This is a genomic window from Clostridiales bacterium (assembly GCA_017569285.1).
Lineage (GTDB): Bacteria > Bacillota > Clostridia > Christensenellales > Aristaeellaceae > Aristaeella.
Window position 1 is genome coordinate 993,980 of sequence record CP069419.1, and the last position, 22,178, is coordinate 1,016,157.

Sequence of the window (22,178 nt, forward strand, 5' to 3'; positions counted from 1 at the left end):
TTGCTGTTTGCTGCGGATGCAGGAATGATGCGGTTGATTTCAGTACAGTACCGGCAGCCGGTCTTTGGTTACCGCGTAGGGATGGCTGTAGACAGCCTTCAGGGTCGGAAAATCCGTAAAATCTTCCCGCAGGCAGAATATTCCGGACCAGGCCATAAAGCTGACCCAGCCGGTTTTGTCCTGTTCCACGGCGGAGATGTCCGGCAGCGACCCGATCTCCCCGATCAGGGTAATCTTTTCCGCAGGAGTGATTTTCCGCAGTTCCTCCCATTTATCATGGTGGTTTGTGTGGCTGTGTGCCGGCGGATACGTGTCCCTTGAGATAATGTCCACCACGTCGTCCCCGGGATAGCCTTCCGGCAGCGGGGAATTCCACACCCAGATCAGGTTGTTCAGCCCGTGGACCCCGGTAAACCGTTCATACATCATCCGGTACAGCCGGGCGGCGGTTTCCGGGCCTTTGCTTCCCCACCAGAACCATTTGCCTTCGCTCTCATGGAACGGCCGCCACAGGATCGGCACCTGCCGGTCGCAGAACGGCCGCAGGATTCCGGCCATGGTATCCATGTCGGAAATAAGGGCCCGGTTTTCCGGCGTTCCTTCCGCCAGCGCCCAGTCCGCGTCAAAACCCGTGTTCTCCGTAAAGAAGGATTTCCCATGTCCGCCCAGCGGGGAAAACCAATGCCAGGTAAAGGTGATCAGGCCCTTCTGCTCCGCCCACTCCCACGCGCGTTTCAGGGTGCCGTAATTGTTCTGCACCTCCGTCATGCACGCCTCATCCGTCTCCAGGTAATTGATGTTGGGCGAGTATGCGAGCAGCTCAAATCCCAGCAGGGCGGGCTGCCTGCCGGTGATCTTTTCGATATGGTGCAGTTCTTCCTGCTCCATCGTCTGGGTATGCTGCCCGGTCAGGATGCCCTTTCCGGCAAGGCCGGCCAGGTATTCCATCACCCGGTGCACGCAGGGCAGCGCGTTCAGGTTGGCGGGGGTTTTACAGTATTCCATCGGGATTTACGCTTTCCGGAATCCAGGTTCCGTTTTTTATTTACCGGTCATGCGTTACTTTGCCGCGACCACTTCAATCTCAACCAGTCCGCCCTTCGGCAGTCCTGCGACTTCCACGCAGGACCGGGCGGGCTTGTGATCGCCGAAGAAATCGGCGTAGATCGCGTTCACTGCCGCAAAATCGGACATGTTCTTCAGGTATACCACCGTTTTGATCACGTCGGTTTTCTGCAATCCCGCTTCCTCCAGGATGGCCCGGATATTCTGCAGGGACTGTTTTGCCTGGGCCTCAATTCCTTCCGGCAGGATACCGGTCTCCGGTTCCAGGCCCAGCTGGCCGGAGGTAAAAAGCATATTGCCGGCCATGATGGCCTGGGAATACGGCCCGATCGCCGCGGGTGCTTTCTGGGTGCTGATGATTCTGTTCGCCATGATTGGTTTCCCTCCCTGTTCGTCTGTCTGCTTTTCCGGGCCGTCAGGCTCCCTGCACAAAATCAATGAAAGCCTGGGCCTCCTCAAATGTCTCCAGCCGGGCCGTATACATATACCGGCCCATCTGCGGCCAGTTCATCGGCGGCATTTCCTCCTGCATCATCATCCGGCTGCCGTAGGCCGCCATAATTTCCTCATGCGTATGGGCGTAGGAATGGCCGTCCTTCCGGCTGGCATATACGCAGTAATAGTGCTTCTCCGCTTCCGGCAGGCCGCGCGTGTCCCCGGTCACCATGTTCGCGTAAATCTGGTACACGTCCGTGGAATGCGCAAAGTCCATCATGTCGGGGGTATATCCGCCGGCCGGGCGCATGTTCACTTCCAGGGCCGCAAAGTCGCCTTTCTTCCCGAGTCCTTTCCGGCCTTTCGTCAGGCGGAAGAACTCCAGGTGGACAAACCGCCGGTCCACGCCGAACGCTTTCACGGTTTTCCGTCCCAGCGTCCGTAGCTGCTCCGGCACTTCCGGGCAGGTGTAATATTTCAGGTCCAGGTCCTTGTTTACAATATCCATCACCGGCGGCCACCAGGTCATGCTTTCAAACAGCGGCTCGCACCGGGAATCCAGGATGGCGTCATAGGAGCAGATATCCCCTTCGATAAACTCCTCCATCACATAGGGAACCTTCGGGAGATGCCCGTAGAATTCCCGGAGTTCCGCGTCGTTGTGCAGTTTCCAGGTGTCCGTTGCGCCGACACCGATATTCGGCTTCACGATCAGGGGATACCCCACCGTCTCCGCAAACGCGAGCCCCGCTTCCACCGTGGAAACCACATGCTGGCGTGCTGTGGGAATCCCGGCGTCCAGGAACAGCTGTTTCATCAGGGATTTTTCCTTGATGAACCGGATCCGGTCGGACCGGATCCCGGTGGTGACGTTGAAATCGGTCCGCAGCCGTGCATCCTGTTCCAGCCAGTATTCGTTCATGGATTCAATCCAGTCGATCTTTCCGTACCGGAAGGCGAAGAACGCGACGGCACGGTATACCTGGTCGTAATCCTCCAGGCTGTCCACCCGGTAGTATTCGGTCAGTGCCGCCTTCAGCGGGGCTTCCAGCCCGTCGTACGGCGCGTCCCCGATGCCCAGCACATTCACGCCGTTCCGGTGCAGCCGGTCGCAGAACTGCCAGTAGGTATGCGGAAAATGCGGCGAGATAAAAACAAAATTCATGGAATCACTCCCTGTCTGTCCGGTCCTGTTCGTTCAGTCATTCCACGGGAAATCCAGGAGAAACGGCAGGAAATACCGCATCTGCCGGAACCACCAGGGCCAGTCATGGTTCACGTCATTCCCCCAGAAATCGCACCACGCGTGGATGTCTTTCTCCCGGAAGATATGTTCGAGGTTTTTCAGCGTGCGTACGCCGTCCTCTTCCCACGCACCCTGCCCGCAGCACAGGATCATCTTCCGCTCGTTGTACATCTGGATCCATGGATGGTCCGCAGGCATATTGGGCAGAAACTGCTCCGGTGAATTGTCATACAGGGTCGGATTCATCCATCCGTCAAAGAAATACCCGGCATCATAAACACCGGACAGCGCAATCATACCCCGGAACAGGTCCGGGCGGCGCAGGAAGGTAATCACGGCGTGGTCTGCGCCCATCGAAAATCCGGTCACTGCCGGTGTCCGCGGATTCCGCTCATGGATCAGCGGGATCACTTCGTCCGTAATATAGTGGAAATACTGTTCCTGCCGCGCGGCGCGGAAGTCGTTGTCCCACCCCTTCGGCGACCAGCTTTCCCTGTCCACGGTATCCACCACAAACAGCTGGATCCGGTTGTTCTCGATAAAATCCGCCAGCTGGTGGATCATCCCGAAATCCTCATAGTTATGGCACATGGAATCCTGTGTCGGAAATGAGAGAAACGGAATTCCGCCCTGGCCGTAAATCATAATATGCATTTCACGGTTCAGGCACCGGCTGTAATGCGTGATTTCCTCCCGGTTCATACCCATCTTCCTTTCTGCCGCCAAAGACACGGGTATTATGCCACGCGGAGAGGCTCCGGTCAATGTCTCAGATCATATACATATCCCAGCTGCCGGCCGGGTAGTTCCGGCACTCCTCCGCCAGGGAAGCAAGCGTCCGGAGGTGGCTCAAAAACCCTGCCCTGTACCGACACGGCGGTTTTATGGTATGATGGAAAAAAGCCGGCAGGCTGCCCTGCCATGAATATCTGAAAAGGAAGCCGATCATGAATCCGATGCGCATTTTTCCAATCAGGCAAATCCGGTCAGTCCTCCTGCTGGTGCTGGCCCTGCTCCTGTGTGGGTTTCCGGCGGCAGAGGCCTCCGCCCAGCTTCCCACAGATATCCGTGCGCAGTTCGGCGGTATCGAAATCATCGGCACCGCATACTGGGATACACCCGGCAGCACCTGGTTTGTCCTCATCCGCACCCCGGACAGGGTTAACCGCCTGCTGTGCCACACCCTGCAAAACGGAACCTGGACCCAGGAATTTCAGACCGCCGATTCCGTTCCGCAGGGGGAAGGCACCGTCCGGATCCTGTTTTCAGATCGCGAAAAGGAAATAATCGACGACCAGCCGGTCATCCGGCCGGTCCTGATGATCACGCAGAACGGAACCGGGGAGGATAAATCCCGGGTGATCCGGCAGTATGAATTCCTGCGTTCCGCCTCCGGCGAATGGAACCTTGTCCGCGCGTTTTTCCCGGACGGGCCGCTGCGCCTGGAATTCGGTGACGGAATTCTGTCCATTCAGTTTCCGGATGGCCTGCAGTCCGTTCCCTGGGCATCCGCGCGGGATCTGCGCGGCATATCCCTGGCGGGAATCCCGGAAACCCCGGACCAGGCATTGCAGCTGATCAGCGAACAGACCAAAAACGGGCTGTCCCGTCAGGATCCGTAAGGATCTTCAGGGACAGCCCGTTCCGTTTTTCCCGGCTTTATTCTTCTTTTACATCAAGATATGGAATCACATAGCGGTACATTTCCCCGGAACCGGTACGGAAAAAGTACCGTTCCACATTGCCGTCCCATGCGGTGCATTCGGCACAGTATACGCTGTTGATGCCGAACAGCTTCCGGTCGCAGGCCGGCAGCAGCGGATTCAGTGTCCCGGCTTCAGGAACCCCTTCAAAATCCGCCCAGGAATCCCTGAGCCGCCAGTATGAAACAAACCGGTATGGAATTGCCCACATGCTGTAATCATGTTCCCCGACAAAGAATGTTTCATATGTTTTTCCGTTGACGGTCAGCGAGCCCACAGGATCTGCGGTGCGGGAGGAGTTTCCGGCAAGTGAAAGGCACGTACATACCATCCGGCTGCCGTAACGTTCCGCCAGCCGGGCCGCCATGTTGGCGTCACCGGTCAGGGATTTCTGGTGTTCCGTGACACTGCCTTCCACATGGGTAAATCCATAGATTCCCATCACAGTCTGCGGTTCAAGCCGTTCCAGCTCATAGATGAAGTTTTCAGTCAGGCAGGTCTCCCGGTAACGGTATCCTTCATCGGTTTCCCCGTTCATGTGGGCCTGCCTCCCCTGTTCGCATGTCAGGGATGTCCGGGCGTATTCCTCTGAATCCTGCTTTCCGGCCGCTTCCAGTTCAGCCAGGTATTCCGCGCCGGAAGTTTCATAATCATGTTCGATATCCGTTCCGTGGAAAACCGTTTCCGGGCAGTGCTGTTTGACGGCCTTGAAAAAATCAAACAGCAGCAGGGCTTCCACCGGGGAGAACTCCAGGTCGTCTTCCCCGTCGGACCACAGCCACCGGAGCATCTCATCATCATCCGCCTGCATCCAGGCGTTGAGCATCTGGCCGAATGCATAACTGTATTCAATAAAAAGGTGCCGCGCTCCGCTTTCGTACAGTTTTTCCCATGCGGAAAGCTCTTTTTCCATGCAGCCGGGATGGTAGTGGTTTTCGCCGTACAGGTAAATCAGGTCCCCGGAATCCGCGTTCCCCTGTACCGTCTCAGAACCCCCGGAAACGAAAACGCCGCACAGGAAGATCATGCAAAAGAGCAAAACTGCCAGTTTCCTGATGATACTCATATTACCTCTCCGTGATATCCGCCAGCCGGAGCGGCCGGTAAATCTTTTATAAAATTATATATAGAACATATTGCGGCAGTCAAGCTGCTGATCAGCCGGCTCAGTCAGGAGCCGGCTCTTTCTGATACAGGTAATAGGTCCAGTTCCGGCCTTCAAAGAACATCTCCGCTTCATCCGCCAGCTGATACGGACCGGGATCCTTCAGCTTCTGCTGCCGGGTGATCACAAATCCGGTTTTTCCCCCGGAAATCGCGGTCCGGAATTCCTCCTGCATTTCCGGCAGGTCATTGTTGATCGTGCAGAAGAACCGTGTCACCGGCAGGGATTCCGCCGCATAGTAAAACCCGCCGTCCAGGAATCCGTAATTCAACAGCGTCGGATCATCCGACTGCCGGATTATCTCCGCAAACCGGTAAGGCGGCATTTCATTCTTCTCTGTGCCCAGCAGGTACACATTCCGGCTCCATGCCCGGGCTGCCAGGGGACACAGTGCGATCAGCACCGCGGTCAGCACCGCCGCGGTCCTGCGGAACAGGCGCGTCCCGCTCACGCTCTCCGGGATCAGCGCGAACAATGCGGCAAATCCCGGCATGCCGAAGGCGGCCATGACAATTGCGTAATACGGATACCTCCGCCCGCTCGCGTAGGTGAATATGAACAGGAGCACGGCACCGGCCGCGCAGGCCATGGCTTCCCGCCACCGCTTCCGGGCTGATGCGAACAGCCAGATCAGGCCCAGCGCGCTGGGGATGGACCAGGTCAGGTTGTTCAGCAGGTTCGGCAGCGGCATCGGATAGATTCCGCCGCGGATGTTCTGCGAATATTGGGTAAGGTTATCCACGAAGTACACCTGCCACAGTGCGGGCAGCGCGCCGGCCAGTGCATATCTCGCCAAAACCGCCACCGTAAGCAGCGCGGCCCCCGCCAGGGCGCAGCCCGCCATCCGGATCAGGTTCCTTCCGCGGCAATCCGCGCAGTCCCATACCAGAACAGCAATCCCCAGCCCGGCATACAGGCCGCAGAACGTATATTTGGTCCAGAGCGCCGCGGCCGCACAGGCGCCCAGCAGAACGGTCTGCCATGCTGTCAGCGGCCTCCGCTCATGCATGGCCTTCAGCACAATATACAGGGAGACGGCAAACACCGGCAGGAACAGTTCCTCCGCGCTGCCGCCATGGGAAAACGCCGGGGAAAGGGGGATTCCGATTCCCAGTCCGGCAGCTGTCAGGCCGTAGGCGAACGAATTCCCGGACAGGACTTCCGCGGTTCTCCCGCTGAAGTAGAGGAACGCGGCAAAGCATGCCGCTTCAATCAGGAAAACGCCCAGGAAACTGGTTTCGGAGATCCATGCTGCCAGTGCGAAAACCGCGTACAGAAGCGGCCCTTTCTGTTCATACAGGTCCAGGTACGGCGTCAGCCCGTGCCGCATCCCCCGTCCGACCGTGAAGAAGCAGTTTACGTCCACCCAGTCATTCATCGGGTACAGCGGAGAATTTTTCGAGCAGATCAGGAGGACGCCGGCAGAAATCAGGCAGGCCAGGGCAATTCTGCCCATCATGCAGGCGCGTGCCTTTTTCATACCGTTCATCTGCATCCTCCTTTTCTGTCACCGTTCGTTATTCCGCCAGCACAGGATGCTCCGGCTGATTCCGCAGATACAGAACGCTGCAAGCAGGCATCTGGAAATACCGTTGTCCACAAAGTTCATCATCGGATTGAACTGATCCAGCACCAGGAATACCAGGAACATAATCCCGAATATCACCGTCAGGTGGTTCAGCAGTCCCCTTGCTTTACCCATCATTCCGCACCTCCGCGATCAGCAGCGCGTCGCTGCTTTCCCTTCCGCCGCCGGACGGATTGTTGATCACTTCATTCCCCCATACCATGATGGAGGAGTTTCCTCCATCCAGGTTATAGGCTGCGATGCAGCCCAGGGTATCGAACAGCCGGCTCAGCCTGGGCAGGCTGATTCCGGAGGATTCCCCGCGCCCGTCCACCACCACCAGGCAGTAATGGCCCGGCTCATAGTATCCGATCGCGGTTCGCGGATTGGCATTGGTAATCCGGCTCGTGCTGGCAAACGCAGTGATGGGGTTCCCGTTGGCATCCAGCAGTGCCGGCCCGAATGTCCAGGCCTGCCAAGCGCCGTCCTCCACCGCTTCCTCCACGGAGAAGGAGGATCCGGGCATTACCTTCATGCTTCCGTCATAGTATAGCACACATACGTCGCAGTCGGTGGGGTTCGCCCGGTAAATTACGCCGTTCCGGATCACCACGCCCTCGGTTGTGTTGCCGTAATAGTCGCCGTTTACCGCCAGAAGCGCGTTATTCAGCACGGCCATATCCTCAATGCTGTCCCGGAATCCGGAACCGTAGGTATTCTCCGCCAGGGCCGTCTGAAAGCAGGTAATATCCCGCACATAGATATCCGCCACGTAGTAGGTCAGGTTTTCTTCATTCACCTCATTCACCGTAATCGAGATATCCGGGCTGGTATAGCTGTTTTCTGTCACAGTCACGGAGTTCGTAAACCGGTCCGCGAATTTCTCCGCCAGCGGGGTTTCATCCGCTGGTTCCGCACTGGCTTCTGCGGCCTCATCGTTCTCCGTCAGGGCGCTTCCGCCTTTGGAATTCATTCCGCTGCTCTTTCCGCTTTTCCGGCTGTTCTGCCGGGAGCTGGACTTCCGCCCGCCGGAATCGCTTCTCCCTGAGGAGGCGGTTGTCAGGATGGTCGGCCGGTATCCTTCCGTCTTCTCGGCTGCTGTAGCGGAGGCGGTTTCATCGGTCTCCGGTTCAGCTGCCGCCGTCCGGTCTTCGGCTTTGGCTTCGGCTGTTCTCACCTCTTCCGTCTCCGGAACCGCCGTTTCCTCCGCCTGCACCGGCCGGATCGTCTGCACATTCAGACTCTGCTGTGCGCGCGGCAGCACATGGTGGAACAGGGCAAAAACCATCAGGGCGAGTCCGGCCGCCGCCGCGTCCAGCAGCAGCTTCCGGATCATCGGATGTTTCCTTCTCATAAACTTTTCTCCTTTCCGGAGGGATTCATTACAGCTGCAGCTGCGGTTCCGCATAAGGCAGGACTGCAATCTCCAGGTTGCTGTTCCGGGTCCGCAGCTCATCAATCAGCTTCTTCTCCTCCGCCGGATTCCTCATCCGGATTTTGAATGACAGCCGGTACATGCTGCCCATTCCGGTGGTTTTCACGCCCACGTTCTCCGCCTGTTCCAGGTAGCGGGCGAAAGGCTCTTCAAACGCCCGCGTATAGTCCAGGGATTCCGGGATCGTGATGTTCAGCAGTTTCTCGCTGTGCATGCTGCTGTGGTCAAACAGCTTTACGCCGGAAAGAGCCAGGAGAATCAGGCCCATGCATACCAGGATCAGCACACCGTAGGCCGCATAACCCATTCCGAAGGCGCATCCGGCTGCCATGGCAATCAGGACTGCCGTAATCTCGTCCGATGTCCCCTGGGCGGAACGGAACCGGGTCAGCGCGAACGCACCGCCGAAAGCGATTCCGGCGCCGATGTTGCCGTTGATAAAAGTCAGCACCAGTCCGACCACCAGCGGCAGTACCGATGTCACAATAAAGAACCGGCGGTTTGCCCGGATCCGGAAACTGATCAGCCAGGAATACAGAATCCCGGAGCACAGTGCGGCAGCAGCCGTCAGCAGCAGCTGAACCGGTGTGACCGACGCGGAATAAATCGAATTGAACATAGCCTTTTCTCCTCACTTGCATTTCTTGTTTGCGGGTTGCTCACCCGGCGATCCGGAATCCCGGAAGCACAGCCGGTCCTACAGACTGCCGGCAGTATGCCTCTCCGTATTTGGAGAAGCTGGTCTTGTAAATCTGCCCGGCATCCAGGATCGCGGTCAGCCACAGGGGCATTGCGCCCTGCACCTTGATTTCCAGGATGGTGTCTCCGTCCGGCAGGAGCGGAAACCCGTCCATGGAGCTGGTCAGGTTCATGACATCCGTCCGGTACCGGGGATTGAAATCAATCGTCAGCCGCAGGTCCCCGCCGGGTTCAAAATACGCCACCCGGTCATAGATGATCAGGCAGGCCGGCCGGAGCAGTCCGTAGCTGTCGCGGAACCATTCCAGTTCCCCGCTGATCTGCCGGTCATCAAACAGTCCGTTTTTCCCGTCAAAGAACCGCCGCACATCCGGCAGGGTCGTCTGGACCCGCCGCTTGTAGACAATCCCGGAAGCCTTCCGTTTCAGTTCCAGGAATACAGGTGATTCTTCCGTTGCGATTCCATAGGAGCGGAGCCGGAGCTTTTCCTTGAATGCGGGTTTGTCCAGCGATGCCCGGACCAGCCGGAAATCCGGTGTGTCATAGTACAGCGATGCAATCGATGTCAGCCCGTACCGGTCCGGTTCCATATGTCCCCGGAGGCTGCTGACCAGGAAAGCCGTCTGTCCCCGATCCAGCAGGTATTTCAGTTCATAGCGTTTCATCACCTGGATGGCGCTTCCCGTCTCCATTCCCATCGTTATTTCTCCCTTTCGCTTTTTTACCAGCCTCTCCGGCCGCCCCCGCGGCCTCCGCGGCCGCCGTTATCGCCTGGATTGCCGTTCCAGCCGTCCGCAGGCGAAGTGCTGCCTCCGTTGTCCTGGGGCATATTCCATCCGCCGTTCCGGCCGCCGCCCCATCCGCCGCGGCCTCCGCCGCCCATCATCTGGTTCGGGATGGAGGACGCCTGCTGGCCGTTGATATAAACCGTTCCGCCGTTGAACGAAACCATTCCGTCATAGTCAAAGGTGCTGTTTCCGTTCACACTGATTACGCCGCCGTTGATGTACAGGCTGCCGTTGGAATCCACTCCGTCAGTGTCCCCGGCGCCCATGGTGACGTTCACGGTTCCCCCGTTGAATTCAACTGCCACCTCAACCGCGGTGGACTTCCGGGCCGCGTTGATGCCGTCATCCGAAGCCGTGATATTGATCGTGCCTCCGTTCACCTGGATAAAGGATCCCTCAAGGCCTTCCCTCGCTGTGATTGTCAGCGTTCCGTCATCAATCTGCACCACGGATGTCGCGTGTATGCCGTCATCCCCGCAGGTAATGGTCATGGTGCCTCCGCCGATGTAGATATATCCCTTGCTGTCATCGTCGCTGTTCTCGGCGTGGAACCCGTCCGTTCCGGCCCGGAGGCTGAACGTTCCGTCCTGGATCCGGATGGAATCGTTGGCTTCAAATGCCTTGGAGCCCGCGGTGATGGTATAGCTTCCGCCGGTGATCTTCAGGTCATCCTTGCACACCACACCGTTGTCCGTGGACTGGATCGTCAGCTCAGCCGTCCCGTTCATCACCAGGTCGGTCCGGCTGAATACCGCGCCGTCTGTGTTGATGCTTCCGTCCGTCCGGAATGTCCCGTTCACCATCAGGGAGCTGTCGGCCGCAGTTGTGATGAACACCTTGTCCGCGTTGTACACGTAGATACAGGGGAAATCGCTGTTGGTGATGCGCAGGTCCTGCAGCACCAGCTGCACCTTGTCATCGTCCCCCGCTTCCACATAGACGGTGGCGTTGGAAGCCATGCCGGTCAGCACGTAGGTCCCGGCTTCCGTAATCCGGATTTCTTTCCCGTCTTCCGCGGTCAGGGTAACCGCCTTGTCCAGGTCCGCCGTCTGTTTCAGGTCCCGGTCGGTAAACAGGTCGCTGCTGCTGTATACCGGCGTTCCGTTCTCCGCCGAGGCAGAGGTCATTGTTCCGGAACCTCCGGTAAGGATCATTGCTGCAAACAGGAATACGGCTGTAACAGCTGCCGCCATCCTGGTAAATGTGCGCTTCATTTTCATATTGGAGTACCGCCTTTCCTTTCGTTGATGGTGCCATTGTAAAAGAGGTTCCTAAAATGAACCTAAACCCCCAAAAAAGAAAATTTCCGGCCGGATCAGACCGGCCGGAATCACTTTATTCTCCGATTGCCGCGCGTACGCAGCTTTCAATATCGCAGGCTCTCCGCAGCAGCCTTTTCCGCCGGATGTCCTCCCCAACCGGCCACTCCATCAGCTTCTTGATTCTTCCCAGGGCAATAGTCTCGCCGAACCGGTCTTTCCAGCCCCGGTACAGCGTATTGTACCAGGCCTCCAGTTCATCCGGCCCGGCTTCCGCACCGCCGCGCAGGCGGCGTGCCAGAGCCGGATCCGCCAGCAGCCCCCGGCCGATCATCACCGCCTCTGTTTCCGGGCAGCGTCCGGTCAGCTGCTTCACGTCGTCCGTTGAGCGCAGGTCCCCGTTGTAAACCGGGTGCGGGATTCCCTTCCGCACCGCCAGCTCAAATGCCTCCGGATGCGTCTTCCCGGTATACTGTTCCCGGGTGGTCCGCGTGTGGATGGTCACATGCGCGAACGGGTATGAAGCCAGGATGTCCAGGATTCCCGGCCATTCCTCCGGGCTGTCATAGCCGATCCGGGTCTTGACGGAAAGCGATACGGGCAGTGTGTTCGCAAACACCTGGTCGAAAAAAGACCTCAGGTAATCCGGGTCCTGAAGCATCCCGCTGCCCCGTCCCCGCTTTGTCACCGTCGCGGACGGGCATCCGATATTCAGGTCCGCCGCGGAATAACCGCATTCGCTCACATAGTACAGCCAGGCGGACAGCTGTTCCGGGTCCCGCGTCAGCGCCTGGGGCAGCACATTCAGCCCTTCGTTTTCATCCGGTGAAATATCTCTGATCTCCCTCGTCAGCAGGGACAGGGACTGCGTCAGCTTGTGAAACGGCAGGCAGTATACGTCCACGCCCCCGAATATCCGGTGGTGGGTCTGCCGCAGGATTCCGTCCGTAACGCCTTCCATCGGCGCGAAATAGATCTTCAAGCCGTTTCCTCCCGTCCATATGAAAAAGCCGTCTCCCGGCGGCTCATTCTATCATGGTCTCTCCGCCGCATGCAACATGAGGCAGCCGTGTCCGCCTGCTTTCTGCATTCCTTGTGTTTTTTCAACTGTACAGAGTCCCGGAACGATTGACAGCCAACGGTTTCGCAAAGTAAACTTTTCCGGAAGGCAAGGGCGTCTTCGGGAACGGGTATTCCCCGAAGGCGTTTTTATTTCAACAATCTGAAAAGTGAGGCTGGAGAACATGAAAAAGCTCCCTGTATTCCTCATTCCCGCATTGCTCACATGTACCGCTTCCGCGGAAGCTGTCGTGGACGGCGCTGCCGAAGCTGCTGAAACGACCGGCAATTTCTTCACCGGTATTCTTGATGCCATCACCGTTGGCAACGACGCGGTCAACGGTGTTGTCTGGGGCGTCCCGGCCCTGGTTCTGCTCGCCTTTGTCGGTATCCTGATGACAGTCCTGACCAAGGTTTTCCAGGTGTCCCATTTCGGCCACTGGATGAAGAAGACCATCGGTGCCGTCTTCAAGGACAAGCATGTCACCTCCCATACGAAGGACAAGAGCATTTCCCAGTTCCAGTCCCTGTGCACGGCGCTGGCGGCTACCGTCGGTACCGGCAATATCGTGGGTGTGGCCGGCGCCATCATGGTCGGCGGTCCCGGTGCGGTGTTCTGGATGTGGGTGATCGCCTTCTTCGGCATGATGACCAACTATTCCGAAAACGTGCTGGGTATTTTCTACCGGCGCAAAAACACCAAAGGGGAATGGTCCGGCGGTGCCATGTACTACCTGCGCGACGGTCTCGGCTCCCGCAGGGGCTGCAAAACCATCGGCAAAGTACTGGCCTGGCTCTTCTCCCTGTTCTGCCTGATCGCCGCCTTCGGCATCGGCAACATGACGCAGGTAAACTCGATTTCCGGTAACATGGAAGCTGTTTTCAGCATCCCCACCTGGGTGACCGGTCTGATCGTCATGATCCTGGTCGGCCTGGTGGTGGTCGGCGGGCTTAAGCGTATCGCTTCCGTCACCGAAAAGATCGTTCCGTTTATGGTCATCCTCTATATGATCGGTACCCTGGTCATCTTCTTTATGCACATCAGCCAGATCGGCGCGGTGTTCTCCGCCATCTTCCGCAGTGCCTTTGCCGTGGAATCCGCTGCGGGCGGTATCGTCGGCTATGGTATGAAGCTGGCCATCGAGCAGGGCATGAAGCGCGGCGTCTTCTCCAACGAAGCAGGCCTTGGTTCCTCCGTCATGGTCCACTCCAACTCCAACGTCAAGGAGCCCGTCAAGCAGGGCATGTGGGGCATCTTTGAAGTGTTTGCGGATACCATCATCGTCTGCACCCTGACCGCCTTCGCTGTGCTGTCCTCCGGCCTGGTTAACCTGGAAACCGGTGTGACTGCCGCAACCTTCACCAACCATGCCGGTCAGGTGGTCAACCTTGCAAAGGCCAACCTGGTCTCCGCGGTTTTCAACCAGCAGTTCGGCTTTATCGGTTCCGCGTTCATCGCGGTTTCCATCGCCCTCTTCGCTTTCTCCACCATCCTGGGCTGGAGCCACTACGGCACCAAGGCCTGCGAATACCTGCTCGGTGAAAAGCGGACGATCCCCTACCGCATTCTCTTCGTGCTGCTGGTGTTCGGCGGTGCAGTCATGGGCGACAACCTTGCCTGGGACCTGGCCGATACCTTCAACGGCCTGATGATGATTCCCAACCTTATCGGCGTCATCGCCCTGTCCGGCCTCGTGGCGAAAATCACGAAGAACTACGTCGACCGGAACCTCCGCGGCATCAAGGAGCCGCCGATGTACTCCGCCTTCCCGGATATCCAGACGGAAGAGGAACAGGCTCCCGATTCTCCCGAAGATCTGGCTTAATGTGTTCCATTCCCGGCTGCTGATTCGTCAGCAGCCGGTTTTTCATTGGAACTGATAACAGAAAAGCTCTCCAACGAGGAGAGTTTTTCTTTGGTGAACTCACTTGTTTCGGTTGAGACCACTTTATTTCTGATACTGATACATTCCATCGGCAGCAACAATCATTCCTTTATACAATTCAACGGACAGCAGGTGTTTTCCGCCAGGCGTTTCAAAGGAGTAAACCCAGGTGCCGCCGGTTACCGATTCGTCACTGGCTTTGCCGATGACCATTCCGTTCATCGCCAGGCTGCGAATCCCCTCAATTTCTTCCGGTGTCATGTCAATCTTCGAGCTTCCTTCTTCGCAGTCCATGGAATATCCGGTAATCACCGCCGTGTCCAGCCCGTCCCGCAGGCCGTGGCAGAATTTCCACACCGGCACAGGCTTCAGTTCATCGTTCGCATATTCTTCCGGTCCCTGCGGGTAGGAGGAACTGATAACCCGGATCAGCTTCCCGTCCCGGAATTCACAAGTGGTATTATAGGCACTGAATGAATCCCCACTGAACGTTCCCAGGTCGTCGATAAACTCCTTCGTTCCAACCGGATCCCCTTCCTCTCCGGCGGAAATACGGATATATTCAAAGTTTTCCGCCAGCGGAAGCCGGACTTAAACAGACCCCAGCAGCGCAACGGGACTCCAGTCGTTAATTACAGCCTCATACTTGCCGTCCTCACGGGGCTGGAAAACCAGGTATCCATCCATTTCTTCTTCGGTATAGATTTCATAGGATATCGGTTCATCCGGATTCTCTCCGTCTGAATGGAGTACAATCTCCTTTACGGTCCATCTCCGGTCATCTGCATAAACCGTATCACCCGGAACCAGCGCCCTGATCTGTTCCCCATCGTAGCAGTCCGTTTGATACAGCACCGCAATAAAATACCCGCCGTTGCTGATCCGGTCCCTGTCCCGGATTGTGATGGAAAACATACCGTTTCCCAGGTCAGTCAGGTCATGATCGACCGGAACGGGACGAACCTCCGCAGCAGAGGCGCAGGTAATCATCGCCAGTGCAAGAAACAACGCAATCATAATTGCGGTCATAATACGAGTGCTTTTCATCGGCAAACCCTCCTTTGTTCTTTCATCCTGTTGGACGACAGTTCGTGCGGAAAAGTTCCCTGAACATTATTTTTTAATTTGGAGACGTCGTCACCGCTTTGCTGATCATCGCAGCCGTGATGGCCCTGGCAAGAGAGTCAATTTCATATACTCACTGATCACATCACACTTTATAAGAAATAGGAGAAGAACAAAAGAAAATACACAATGATTCACTGACTGTCCGGCAGGGAGCGAATGGAGCGTTGCCTGAGCGGGATTCGAAACGCAGCCTCAATCGTCGCGACTCCCCACCGGGGAGATCGCTTGTTTCGGCTGAGAAAGACACTGACGAAATTTCCGCCACTGGCGGTCGTCAGCGCCTTTCCCCACTCCCTTTTTCAAAGGTCGTTTGGTTTCAAATCCCTCTGTACATAAAACAAATCAGCCCCCCAGTGAATGGGGGGCTGATTTGTTTGGTGAGCCCGGCGGGGAACGAAAGAAGCGGTGATCCTGTGGATCATTCTGCGAAGCAGAAAGCGACTTGAGTGAGTCAATCGAAACGAGCAATGCGAGCGCTCCAAGCGAGCAGTGCGACGATTGAGATTGCGGATATTCGACCCACAGTGGGTTCAGAATCCTGGCGGGCAAAACAAAATCACCACCAGCAAAAAGGTGGTGATTTTGTTTGGTGAGCCCGGCGGGATTCGAACCCACGACCTTTTGATTCGTAGTCAAACACTCTATCCAGCTGAGCTACGAGCCCACATGCTGTTCGACAGCTCAGATATATTAGCACAGGCGGGCGGGCATGTCAAATGTTTTTTTGACATGATGCCAGCACATATCGTATATTATTTGAAACACCTCACTATAATGGATCAGGAATTTCAGGAATGGCTGCTTTGAAAACAGCTGTTCTGCGAAAGGAAGTACAGAAATGGGAAAAGTTTTCAGTGTGCAGGACAGGCAGGCTGCATTTGAATTTATCCGGTCCATTGCCGCAGAGTGTGACAGGATTGTCGCATTGGTCCAGGTGGGATCCGGGGCAAACGGGTTTCATGACGAGCATTCGGACCTGGATTTTGTGGTCGCTCTGGATTCGGGAAAATCCATGCCTGAAGTCATGGAATATATGCATCGGGAGATCTCTGCGAAATATGAACTGGCGTTCTTTACCCAGGATGAGTCCCGGCATCTCCAGAATTACATCTTGTCTGATCTCCTGGAAATTGACATCGGTTACGGCGGATATGAACACGCAGCGGCATGGAAACCGGCATTCAAAGTCCTGTTTGATCATTCCGGCACTGTAGAGGAAAAGATGGTACAGTCCCGGGAATGGATGGATGACAGCATTTACAGCGATAAGCAGAAGAAGGATATAGAGAAGGCGCGTAATGTCGTCTGGTTTTTCCTGATGCATGCCGCGGTTGCGATTCACCGCGGGAACTGTTTCCGGGCTGTCGGGGAAATGGAGGCTGCCAGGGCCCTGTATATTGATCTGATTGGTGACCGGTACAGACTGGAGAGCAGTCGGAACCGTGAAATCGATCGTCTGCCCGAAACTGAGAGGGCAGCGGTTCGCAGTACGTATGCGGTCGGAGAAAGTCCGTCGGAGTTATGGACGGCTCTTTTAAACCTGACAAAATTGGTTTATAAAGAACTTGATGGAGTCGATGTGCCTGTTACTCAGGAGATGCTTCGCAATTATTATGCGGGTCTCAGATAACGGCCGGCGCCAGCCGAATGAGGCTATGATCTGCAATTTGGGGAGATGATTGATTAGTGGATGTGGTTTTTGAGTCAGAGAATATTCTTTATGTCCGTCCTTCTTTTGATCTGATCCCCGACTATCTTGAAATGGTCAATGATATTGACCATGTTGCCCGCTTTATCGGGGAGCGCCGTGAACCTTATACAGAGGAAGAAGAGCGGAGCTATATGCAGGGCAAGCTGGATCAGCATGCCGCCATGTTTTCAATGCTGGAGAGAGATACCCGTCAGTTCATCGGAAACCTCGAATTTATGAACTTTAAAGACGATGAAGCTGAATGGGGAATCGTCATGACGCATAAAATGCAGGATAAAGGGTACGGCGCGGAGGCTTTGCAGAGGTCCGTAGAATATGGCTTCAGTGAGCTCGGTCTTCGAAGGATTTACCTGGTTGTTTATGCTGATAATCTGCGCGCGATCCATGTGTATGAAAAATGTGGATTTATAGAATATGATCGTAATGACGTGGATGTATTTATGGAAATTGTGAACAAGTCGGGGGAACCTGCCTCAGGTTCTGTCTGATACTTATCTTTTGATATCAATCACGATGAAAGCAGGGAAATAATGGATCTTGGCAATGTATATTTTGTAATCGGCACATCCTATGCCGGAAAATCCACGATTGTGAAAAACCTGGCAAAAAAGCACAATGGGATTGCATTGGAGGAAAACTATCACGATGCAAAACTGCCTGAGCTTGACAGCCGGGAATTCCCGGGACTGACGTATACCCGCGATCTCCAGGACTGGCATGAATTTATCCGGCGCACACCGGATGAATATGTCACCTTGCTGGAAAGCACGAAGAAAGAATGTGAAATTGTTGAACTGCAGATCATTGAAGAACTTCTGGAAAAGCCTGAAGCACAAGGAAAGAAAATCTTTGTGGATACCAATATCTGCATTGAAACTCTTCACCGGATTTCGGATCCGAAGCATGTGCTGGTCATGCTGTCTGACCCGGCAATCAGTATACATCGCTTCTTCGACCGGCCGGATCCCGAAAAACAGTTTCTCTATCAGTTGATGCTGGAAGAACCGGACCCCCAGGCCGCACTGGATAATTACCGTGAGATCCTCACACGGGTATGCTCAAAAGAATGCTATGACGAACTCCTGCATTCCGGGTTTGAAGTCATTTTCAGGGATGAAAAACGGAGCCAGGAAGAAACAGTCCTGCTGGCCGAGAAAATACTCGGCATATGATTTCCTGAAAGAAAAACCAGTACCCTGAGATACTGATGGTAAAGAATATCGGAAGTTAATGGAGTGGAATAAGTCATGGATTTTGTATATAGGAAAGCGGAATCGTCTGATTCCCCAAGGATCGCGGAATTGTTCAAAGAGATGCTCAGAACCATCTATCACACAAATGATGTGAAAGGATATGAAGACGGATATCTCAACAGGTTTTTTTCCGATGGCGGCGATCTGATCTATGTTGCTGAACTGGGGAAAGAAGTGGTGGCATTTCTCTCGATTGAAGTGTACAAAGAAGATGGCTATATCTATCTGGATGATTTCTCCGTCACGGCAGAGTGCCGTAATAAAGGCATAGGTACGAAACTGATCAGCCTGGCAGAGGATTATTCTGAATCCATCGGCATTCCGGCAATCGTGCTTCATGTGGAAAAGACAAATGAGGGAGCGTATCAGCTGTATCGAAAACTGGGATATCGGGATCATGAGGATCAGGGAAACCGTATCCTGATGGTCAAGGAGCTCAGGAAACAAGGAAATATGAAGCCTGGGGAACTGACGCCTGCGCGGTGGACCGATTAAACCCAGGCAAATGGAGGTAATTATGGATCACACAAATTATGAACTGAAGAATAAGGGGCTTCATCTGGTGAAGGCAGACAAAGAGAACTTCTGGCCGCTGATGGACCTCAGAGTTACAAAAGACCAGGAGAACTTCGTGGCCTCGAACGCTGTCAGCCTGGCCCAGGCCTATGATACCTTGGCCGGCAGTAAATTTGTACAGGCCTTTGGTATCTGGGATGGTGAGACTCCCGTAGGTTTCGCCATGATCGGTCACAAATCCGAAGAATACGAAGAAATGGCTGACGTCTATAGGCGCAGCTACTGTCTGTGGCGCTTCATGATCGATCAGCGATATCAAAAGCGCGGCTATGGCAGGGATGCTCTTAAGCTCCTGCTGGACTACGTTCGCAGCTTTCCTGATGGCGAGGAAGCGCTTTGGAGCACTTCCTGGGAACCTGAAAATGAGGTTGCTGCAAAGCTGTATCACGATTTCGGCTTTGTCGAAAACGGCGAGAAAGACGGAGACGAGATCGTTGCTGTTTTGAAGCTTTAATTCAGTCCGCCGGATTCTGGTTTGTCAGGAATGTGATCCTTGCAAAGCCATCGCTATGAGCATCTCTTCGGAGGTGCTTTTTCATATCAAAAAAAGAACTCCCGTGCGGGAGTTCCGGTATCAGGCATCCGATCCAATAAGTTTATTGATATTTATAATGTGTCGTTTCAATGGTCTCTTCTTCCCGGGCATCGCCGGAAGACTCTTCCGGCTTTTCTTCCGGTTCATCTGTTTCCCGGTTTGTCCTCTTCCGGTTGAGGGCCCAGGCAAGGCCGATTGCGATCCCGAGTGCGATCCCTGCTGAAGGGGTAACCCAGTCGGCACCCAAAAACGGGAGACTGAAATAGAAACGGAGTGCCTCTCCGAATGAAGCACCGATATCCATGGCTACCTTAATGAATAAGATCACATTATAAATATAATAAGCAGCATATACTCCGAGAAAAATACGGAAGCTGCGCTGGAAACCTTTGCCGTTGAAGAGCCGTCTGAAGAAACCGGCGATACGACGAAACATTCTGATGGCTTTCTCCTTCCGTGAATTCCTCCCGGATACCAGGAAATTATATATGTTCCCGGATAAAAAAGCAAAAACTCCATCAATCAGACGGGAGCGGCATCTTTTATCCTCATTCCCTCCCCGGGTCAAATTATTATCAATATTCAGTTGGGTCAGTAGTTGTGAAAGAAAAGTGATTTTGCTATAATCCGTGGAAGAGAAAAGTGACAGGAGTGATGCACATGCTGTTTGAAAAAGGCGATACCATTCTGTTCATCGGCGATTCAATTTCGGATTATGAACGGGCCAAGCCGGTAGGTGAAGGTCTGTTCAATGCCTGGGGAAAAAGCTATGTGGCAAATGTGGGTTCACTGCTCAACTGCATGTATCCGGAACTGGCGCTGCGCATTACCAATATGGGAGTGGGCGGCAATCAGGTGCGGGACCTGGATAAGCGCTGGGAATCTGATGTAATGGACCGGCATCCGGACTGGGTGAGCGTGCTGATCGGCATCAATGACGTCTGGCGTCAGTTTGACAGCCCGTACATGCCGGAGACCCATGTCTCCCCTGAAGAATACGAAAGCACCTATGAAAAGCTGATTCAGCGGACACTCCCCGAAGTAAAGGGCATGATCCTGATGACTCCCTATTTTATGGAGCCGAATCTCAAGGATCCCATGCGGGCCAGGATGGATATTTACGGGAACATTGTGAAAAAGCTGGCGGAGAAATACGGCTGTACCTTTGTGGACCTGCAGAGCGCCTGGGATGATCTTTTCCGGTATATGCATCCCGCCAACATTGCCTGGGACCGTATCCACCCCAATCAGGTGGGCTGCATGTATATCGCCAAGCAGTTCCTGAAAGCAGTCGGTGCAGACCGGGCTTAAGGCGATACCGGCCAAATAAGCCGGATTATTTCATAACAAACCACTTTTACAAACCAGGAAACGATATATTTGGGACGGATCCCCATGTTTTCAGCCAGCAGCTTTTAATGTTGCTGGTATTTTTATCTTTATCAGTTTGGAAAGGTTTCATTACTTGCTACAAGTCTGATTGGGACAGGCAACGAATCAAATCAATTGACACACGAAGACCCGCATGATAGAATCATTTAAAAAGTTCGTATAACAAAATACAAAAAACGAGAGGGGATTTTTATGGGCATTTTGAACAATCCGGAACTATTGCGTACTTATGCAACAATTGCCGCCAAGTTTGGATCCGGAAACGTCTACGTGGATGATGCGATAGCCGAAAAGTTTGAGTCTAAGCCAGCAGATTGTTTCCTTTGCCTGGTGCTCAATCTCCGGTATACTGTTGCTGATGAGCTGCTCAAGAAGTTCCCGGATTTTGCAGAAACCAGAAAACTGATGGATCAGAATCGGGGAGAGAATTTGACCCGGGCAGGTCTTGAATCCGAATTCGGTGCCTTGTGCAATCATAACCGGGATCCTAAATACACAGATGACTACATTTATGTCTCCTTGTTGGCTTCTCTGGCCTACGCCCTGTATTATACCAGTGATGACCCGGGAACGCTGGACACCCTTCAGGTCATTCTTGGCAAACTCGATAAACAGGAAAATATCATGGGTTATTCCAATGTTCTTGCTGCCGCTGCTTTATGGTTTGCTGACAGAAACGGATTCCGTGACTTGGTCAATGATGCCTACTCCAAAGTGCTCATTGAGCGGGAAGAGGAACGCCGGTATGCTGAACAGGCAGCCAGAGAGGAGCAGGAAAGAGAAGCCTCTCAGCGGGCCTACTGGCGGACGCATAATCTTTGTCAAAACTGCGGTGGCTCATTCTCCGGCCTGTTTACTAAAAAGTGCAGCAAATGCGGCAAACTGAAGGATTACTGATCCACAGTCGAAATGCGTGAGGTTTCTCCTTCCTGCCCGGTACTTTCTCTGCTTTGCTCTTAATTTTTCTATGGACAATCCCATAACAAATCTTTTGATCATATTGGTATCAATCGGAAAAGAGGAATTTGAATGGTAATCTCCATAAAAGCCAAACAGGTTAGTTACGGCTTAGTCGAAATCAAGGATCACGGTGCACAAAGTCCAAGATATGCAATTTACGTTAATGGCCAAATTAAAGAGTATTCGGACGATCTGACCACGCTCCTCCGAATATTCGAAACCAAATATTATTAAACATTTTCATTCCATTCAAAAGTTCTAATAATTTAACGGCGTAGCTCTTGTTACGCCGTTCATTATATTAACTGCTGACAAT

24 protein-coding genes and 1 tRNA gene are annotated in these 22,178 nt (G+C 54.4%); 9 read left to right on the plus strand and 16 right to left on the minus strand.

Annotation, left to right across the window (positions count from 1 at the left end):
- Positions 1-39: 39 nt before the first annotated feature.
- From JNO48_04365 to JNO48_04380, 4 genes are read right to left on the minus strand one after another with little or no spacing between them, the layout of a single operon-like run.
- Positions 40-1,005 carry a beta-mannosidase gene (locus JNO48_04365; protein QTE69139.1) on the minus strand — a complete coding sequence of 322 codons (966 nt, stop codon included), beginning with the start codon at positions 1,003-1,005 and terminating at the stop codon, positions 40-42.
- A 54-nt stretch (positions 1,006-1,059) separates the two neighbouring features.
- Complete coding sequence (locus tag JNO48_04370; GenBank protein QTE69140.1) at positions 1,060-1,437, minus strand: RidA family protein; 378 nt, start codon at positions 1,435-1,437, stop codon at positions 1,060-1,062.
- Positions 1,438-1,480: 43 nt separating this feature from the next.
- A complete protein-coding gene (locus tag JNO48_04375; protein QTE69141.1) occupies positions 1,481-2,665 on the minus strand; it encodes a carbamoylphosphate synthase large subunit in 1,185 nt (394 codons plus the stop codon).
- Positions 2,666-2,698: 33 nt separating this feature from the next.
- Positions 2,699-3,448 (minus strand): esterase family protein, encoded by a 750-nt coding sequence (locus tag JNO48_04380; GenBank protein QTE69142.1) that lies wholly within the window; start codon positions 3,446-3,448, stop codon positions 2,699-2,701.
- Between the two features lie 245 nt (positions 3,449-3,693).
- On the opposite strand from JNO48_04380, the gene JNO48_04385 reads away from it, so the two are divergent.
- A complete protein-coding gene (locus JNO48_04385; GenBank protein QTE69143.1) occupies positions 3,694-4,368 on the plus strand; it encodes a hypothetical protein in 675 nt (224 codons plus the stop codon).
- 37 nt (positions 4,369-4,405) lie between these two features.
- Here the strand turns inward: JNO48_04385 and JNO48_04390 are convergent, their stop codons facing one another.
- The 8 genes from JNO48_04390 to JNO48_04425 form a co-directional block, all read right to left on the minus strand.
- Positions 4,406-5,515 (minus strand): hypothetical protein, encoded by a 1,110-nt coding sequence (locus JNO48_04390; protein QTE69144.1) that lies wholly within the window; start codon positions 5,513-5,515, stop codon positions 4,406-4,408.
- A gap of 100 nt (positions 5,516-5,615) precedes the next feature.
- On the minus strand, positions 5,616-7,103 hold the full coding sequence (locus tag JNO48_04395) for a hypothetical protein (GenBank protein ID QTE69145.1): 1,488 nt from the start codon (positions 7,101-7,103) through the stop codon (positions 5,616-5,618).
- 18 nt (positions 7,104-7,121) lie between these two features.
- Positions 7,122-7,316: a hypothetical protein gene (locus tag JNO48_04400; GenBank protein ID QTE69146.1), complete on the minus strand. Its 195-nt coding sequence runs from the start codon at positions 7,314-7,316 to the stop codon at positions 7,122-7,124.
- On the minus strand, positions 7,309-8,535 hold the full coding sequence (locus JNO48_04405) for a phosphodiester glycosidase family protein (GenBank protein QTE69147.1): 1,227 nt from the start codon (positions 8,533-8,535) through the stop codon (positions 7,309-7,311). The genes JNO48_04400 and JNO48_04405 overlap by 8 nt, the downstream gene beginning before the upstream one ends.
- 28 nt (positions 8,536-8,563) lie before the next feature.
- Positions 8,564-9,235 (minus strand): DUF4956 domain-containing protein, encoded by a 672-nt coding sequence (locus tag JNO48_04410; protein ID QTE69148.1) that lies wholly within the window; start codon positions 9,233-9,235, stop codon positions 8,564-8,566.
- Positions 9,236-9,275: 40 nt separating this feature from the next.
- Complete coding sequence (locus JNO48_04415; GenBank protein QTE69149.1) at positions 9,276-10,013, minus strand: polyphosphate polymerase domain-containing protein; 738 nt, start codon at positions 10,011-10,013, stop codon at positions 9,276-9,278.
- A 23-nt stretch (positions 10,014-10,036) separates the two neighbouring features.
- A complete protein-coding gene (locus JNO48_04420) occupies positions 10,037-11,323 on the minus strand; it encodes a carbohydrate-binding domain-containing protein (GenBank protein QTE69150.1) in 1,287 nt (428 codons plus the stop codon).
- Positions 11,324-11,438: 115 nt separating this feature from the next.
- Positions 11,439-12,344: a tRNA-dihydrouridine synthase family protein gene (locus JNO48_04425; protein ID QTE69151.1), complete on the minus strand. Its 906-nt coding sequence runs from the start codon at positions 12,342-12,344 to the stop codon at positions 11,439-11,441.
- A 262-nt stretch (positions 12,345-12,606) separates the two neighbouring features.
- On the opposite strand from JNO48_04425, the gene JNO48_04430 reads away from it, so the two are divergent.
- A complete protein-coding gene (locus JNO48_04430; GenBank protein QTE69152.1) occupies positions 12,607-14,247 on the plus strand; it encodes an alanine:cation symporter family protein in 1,641 nt (546 codons plus the stop codon).
- 123 nt (positions 14,248-14,370) lie between these two features.
- On the opposite strand, the gene JNO48_04435 is transcribed toward JNO48_04430, so the two are convergent.
- The 3 genes from JNO48_04435 to JNO48_04445 form a co-directional block, all read right to left on the minus strand.
- Positions 14,371-14,664, minus strand: a complete 294-nt coding sequence (locus JNO48_04435) for a hypothetical protein (protein ID QTE69153.1) — start codon at positions 14,662-14,664, stop codon at positions 14,371-14,373.
- 234 nt (positions 14,665-14,898) lie between these two features.
- Positions 14,899-15,354 carry a hypothetical protein gene (locus JNO48_04440; protein ID QTE69154.1) on the minus strand — a complete coding sequence of 152 codons (456 nt, stop codon included), beginning with the start codon at positions 15,352-15,354 and terminating at the stop codon, positions 14,899-14,901.
- 668 nt (positions 15,355-16,022) lie between these two features.
- Positions 16,023-16,099, minus strand: a tRNA-Arg gene (locus tag JNO48_04445).
- Between the two features lie 174 nt (positions 16,100-16,273).
- Here JNO48_04445 and JNO48_04450 point away from each other — a divergent pair.
- The 5 genes from JNO48_04450 to JNO48_04470 all read left to right on the plus strand — a co-directional run bounded on the left by JNO48_04450 (position 16,274) and on the right by JNO48_04470 (position 19,429).
- Positions 16,274-17,065, plus strand: coding sequence for a hypothetical protein (locus JNO48_04450; protein ID QTE69155.1), 792 nt, complete (start codon positions 16,274-16,276; stop codon positions 17,063-17,065).
- Positions 17,066-17,121: 56 nt separating this feature from the next.
- A complete protein-coding gene (locus tag JNO48_04455) occupies positions 17,122-17,634 on the plus strand; it encodes a GNAT family N-acetyltransferase (protein ID QTE69156.1) in 513 nt (170 codons plus the stop codon).
- Positions 17,635-17,676: 42 nt separating this feature from the next.
- Complete coding sequence (locus tag JNO48_04460) at positions 17,677-18,318, plus strand: hypothetical protein (protein ID QTE69157.1); 642 nt, start codon at positions 17,677-17,679, stop codon at positions 18,316-18,318.
- A gap of 75 nt (positions 18,319-18,393) precedes the next feature.
- Positions 18,394-18,894, plus strand: coding sequence for a GNAT family N-acetyltransferase (locus tag JNO48_04465; GenBank protein ID QTE69158.1), 501 nt, complete (start codon positions 18,394-18,396; stop codon positions 18,892-18,894).
- Between the two features lie 22 nt (positions 18,895-18,916).
- Positions 18,917-19,429 (plus strand): GNAT family N-acetyltransferase, encoded by a 513-nt coding sequence (locus JNO48_04470; protein QTE69159.1) that lies wholly within the window; start codon positions 18,917-18,919, stop codon positions 19,427-19,429.
- Between the two features lie 142 nt (positions 19,430-19,571).
- Here the strand turns inward: JNO48_04470 and JNO48_04475 are convergent, their stop codons facing one another.
- Complete coding sequence (locus JNO48_04475; GenBank protein QTE69160.1) at positions 19,572-19,946, minus strand: hypothetical protein; 375 nt, start codon at positions 19,944-19,946, stop codon at positions 19,572-19,574.
- A 224-nt stretch (positions 19,947-20,170) separates the two neighbouring features.
- Between JNO48_04475 and JNO48_04480 the strand changes: the two genes are divergently transcribed.
- A complete protein-coding gene (locus JNO48_04480; protein QTE69161.1) occupies positions 20,171-20,821 on the plus strand; it encodes an SGNH/GDSL hydrolase family protein in 651 nt (216 codons plus the stop codon).
- A gap of 273 nt (positions 20,822-21,094) precedes the next feature.
- Positions 21,095-21,799: a hypothetical protein gene (locus tag JNO48_04485; GenBank protein ID QTE69162.1), complete on the plus strand. Its 705-nt coding sequence runs from the start codon at positions 21,095-21,097 to the stop codon at positions 21,797-21,799.
- The last annotated feature ends 379 nt before the right edge of the window (positions 21,800-22,178 follow it).

Bases quoted from the DNA above. Each gene is read 5' to 3' on its own strand.
- JNO48_04370 (QTE69140.1), bottom strand. From the start codon at position 1,437: ATGGCGAACAGAATCATCAGCACCCAGAAAGCACCCGCGGCGATCGGG.
- JNO48_04440 (QTE69154.1), bottom strand. From the start codon at position 15,354: ATGAAAAGCACTCGTATTATGACCGCAATTATGATTGCGTTGTTTCTT.
- JNO48_04450 (QTE69155.1), top strand. From the start codon at position 16,274: ATGGGAAAAGTTTTCAGTGTGCAGGACAGGCAGGCTGCATTTGAATTT.
- JNO48_04375 (QTE69141.1), bottom strand. From the start codon at position 2,665: ATGAATTTTGTTTTTATCTCGCCGCATTTTCCGCATACCTACTGGCAG.
- JNO48_04400 (QTE69146.1), bottom strand. From the start codon at position 7,316: ATGGGTAAAGCAAGGGGACTGCTGAACCACCTGACGGTGATATTCGGG.
- JNO48_04420 (QTE69150.1), bottom strand. From the start codon at position 11,323: ATGAAAATGAAGCGCACATTTACCAGGATGGCGGCAGCTGTTACAGCC.
- JNO48_04390 (QTE69144.1), bottom strand. From the start codon at position 5,515: ATGAGTATCATCAGGAAACTGGCAGTTTTGCTCTTTTGCATGATCTTC.
- JNO48_04475 (QTE69160.1), bottom strand. From the start codon at position 19,946: ATGTTTCGTCGTATCGCCGGTTTCTTCAGACGGCTCTTCAACGGCAAA.
- JNO48_04415 (QTE69149.1), bottom strand. From the start codon at position 10,013: ATGGGAATGGAGACGGGAAGCGCCATCCAGGTGATGAAACGCTATGAA.
- JNO48_04385 (QTE69143.1), top strand. From the start codon at position 3,694: ATGAATCCGATGCGCATTTTTCCAATCAGGCAAATCCGGTCAGTCCTC.
- JNO48_04410 (QTE69148.1), bottom strand. From the start codon at position 9,235: ATGTTCAATTCGATTTATTCCGCGTCGGTCACACCGGTTCAGCTGCTG.
- JNO48_04405 (QTE69147.1), bottom strand. From the start codon at position 8,535: ATGAGAAGGAAACATCCGATGATCCGGAAGCTGCTGCTGGACGCGGCG.
- JNO48_04395 (QTE69145.1), bottom strand. From the start codon at position 7,103: ATGAACGGTATGAAAAAGGCACGCGCCTGCATGATGGGCAGAATTGCC.
- JNO48_04365 (QTE69139.1), bottom strand. From the start codon at position 1,005: ATGGAATACTGTAAAACCCCCGCCAACCTGAACGCGCTGCCCTGCGTG.
- JNO48_04465 (QTE69158.1), top strand. From the start codon at position 18,394: ATGGATTTTGTATATAGGAAAGCGGAATCGTCTGATTCCCCAAGGATC.
- JNO48_04480 (QTE69161.1), top strand. From the start codon at position 20,171: ATGCTGTTTGAAAAAGGCGATACCATTCTGTTCATCGGCGATTCAATT.
- JNO48_04470 (QTE69159.1), top strand. From the start codon at position 18,917: ATGGATCACACAAATTATGAACTGAAGAATAAGGGGCTTCATCTGGTG.
- JNO48_04485 (QTE69162.1), top strand. From the start codon at position 21,095: ATGGGCATTTTGAACAATCCGGAACTATTGCGTACTTATGCAACAATT.
- JNO48_04460 (QTE69157.1), top strand. From the start codon at position 17,677: ATGGATCTTGGCAATGTATATTTTGTAATCGGCACATCCTATGCCGGA.
- JNO48_04430 (QTE69152.1), top strand. From the start codon at position 12,607: ATGAAAAAGCTCCCTGTATTCCTCATTCCCGCATTGCTCACATGTACC.
- JNO48_04380 (QTE69142.1), bottom strand. From the start codon at position 3,448: ATGAACCGGGAGGAAATCACGCATTACAGCCGGTGCCTGAACCGTGAA.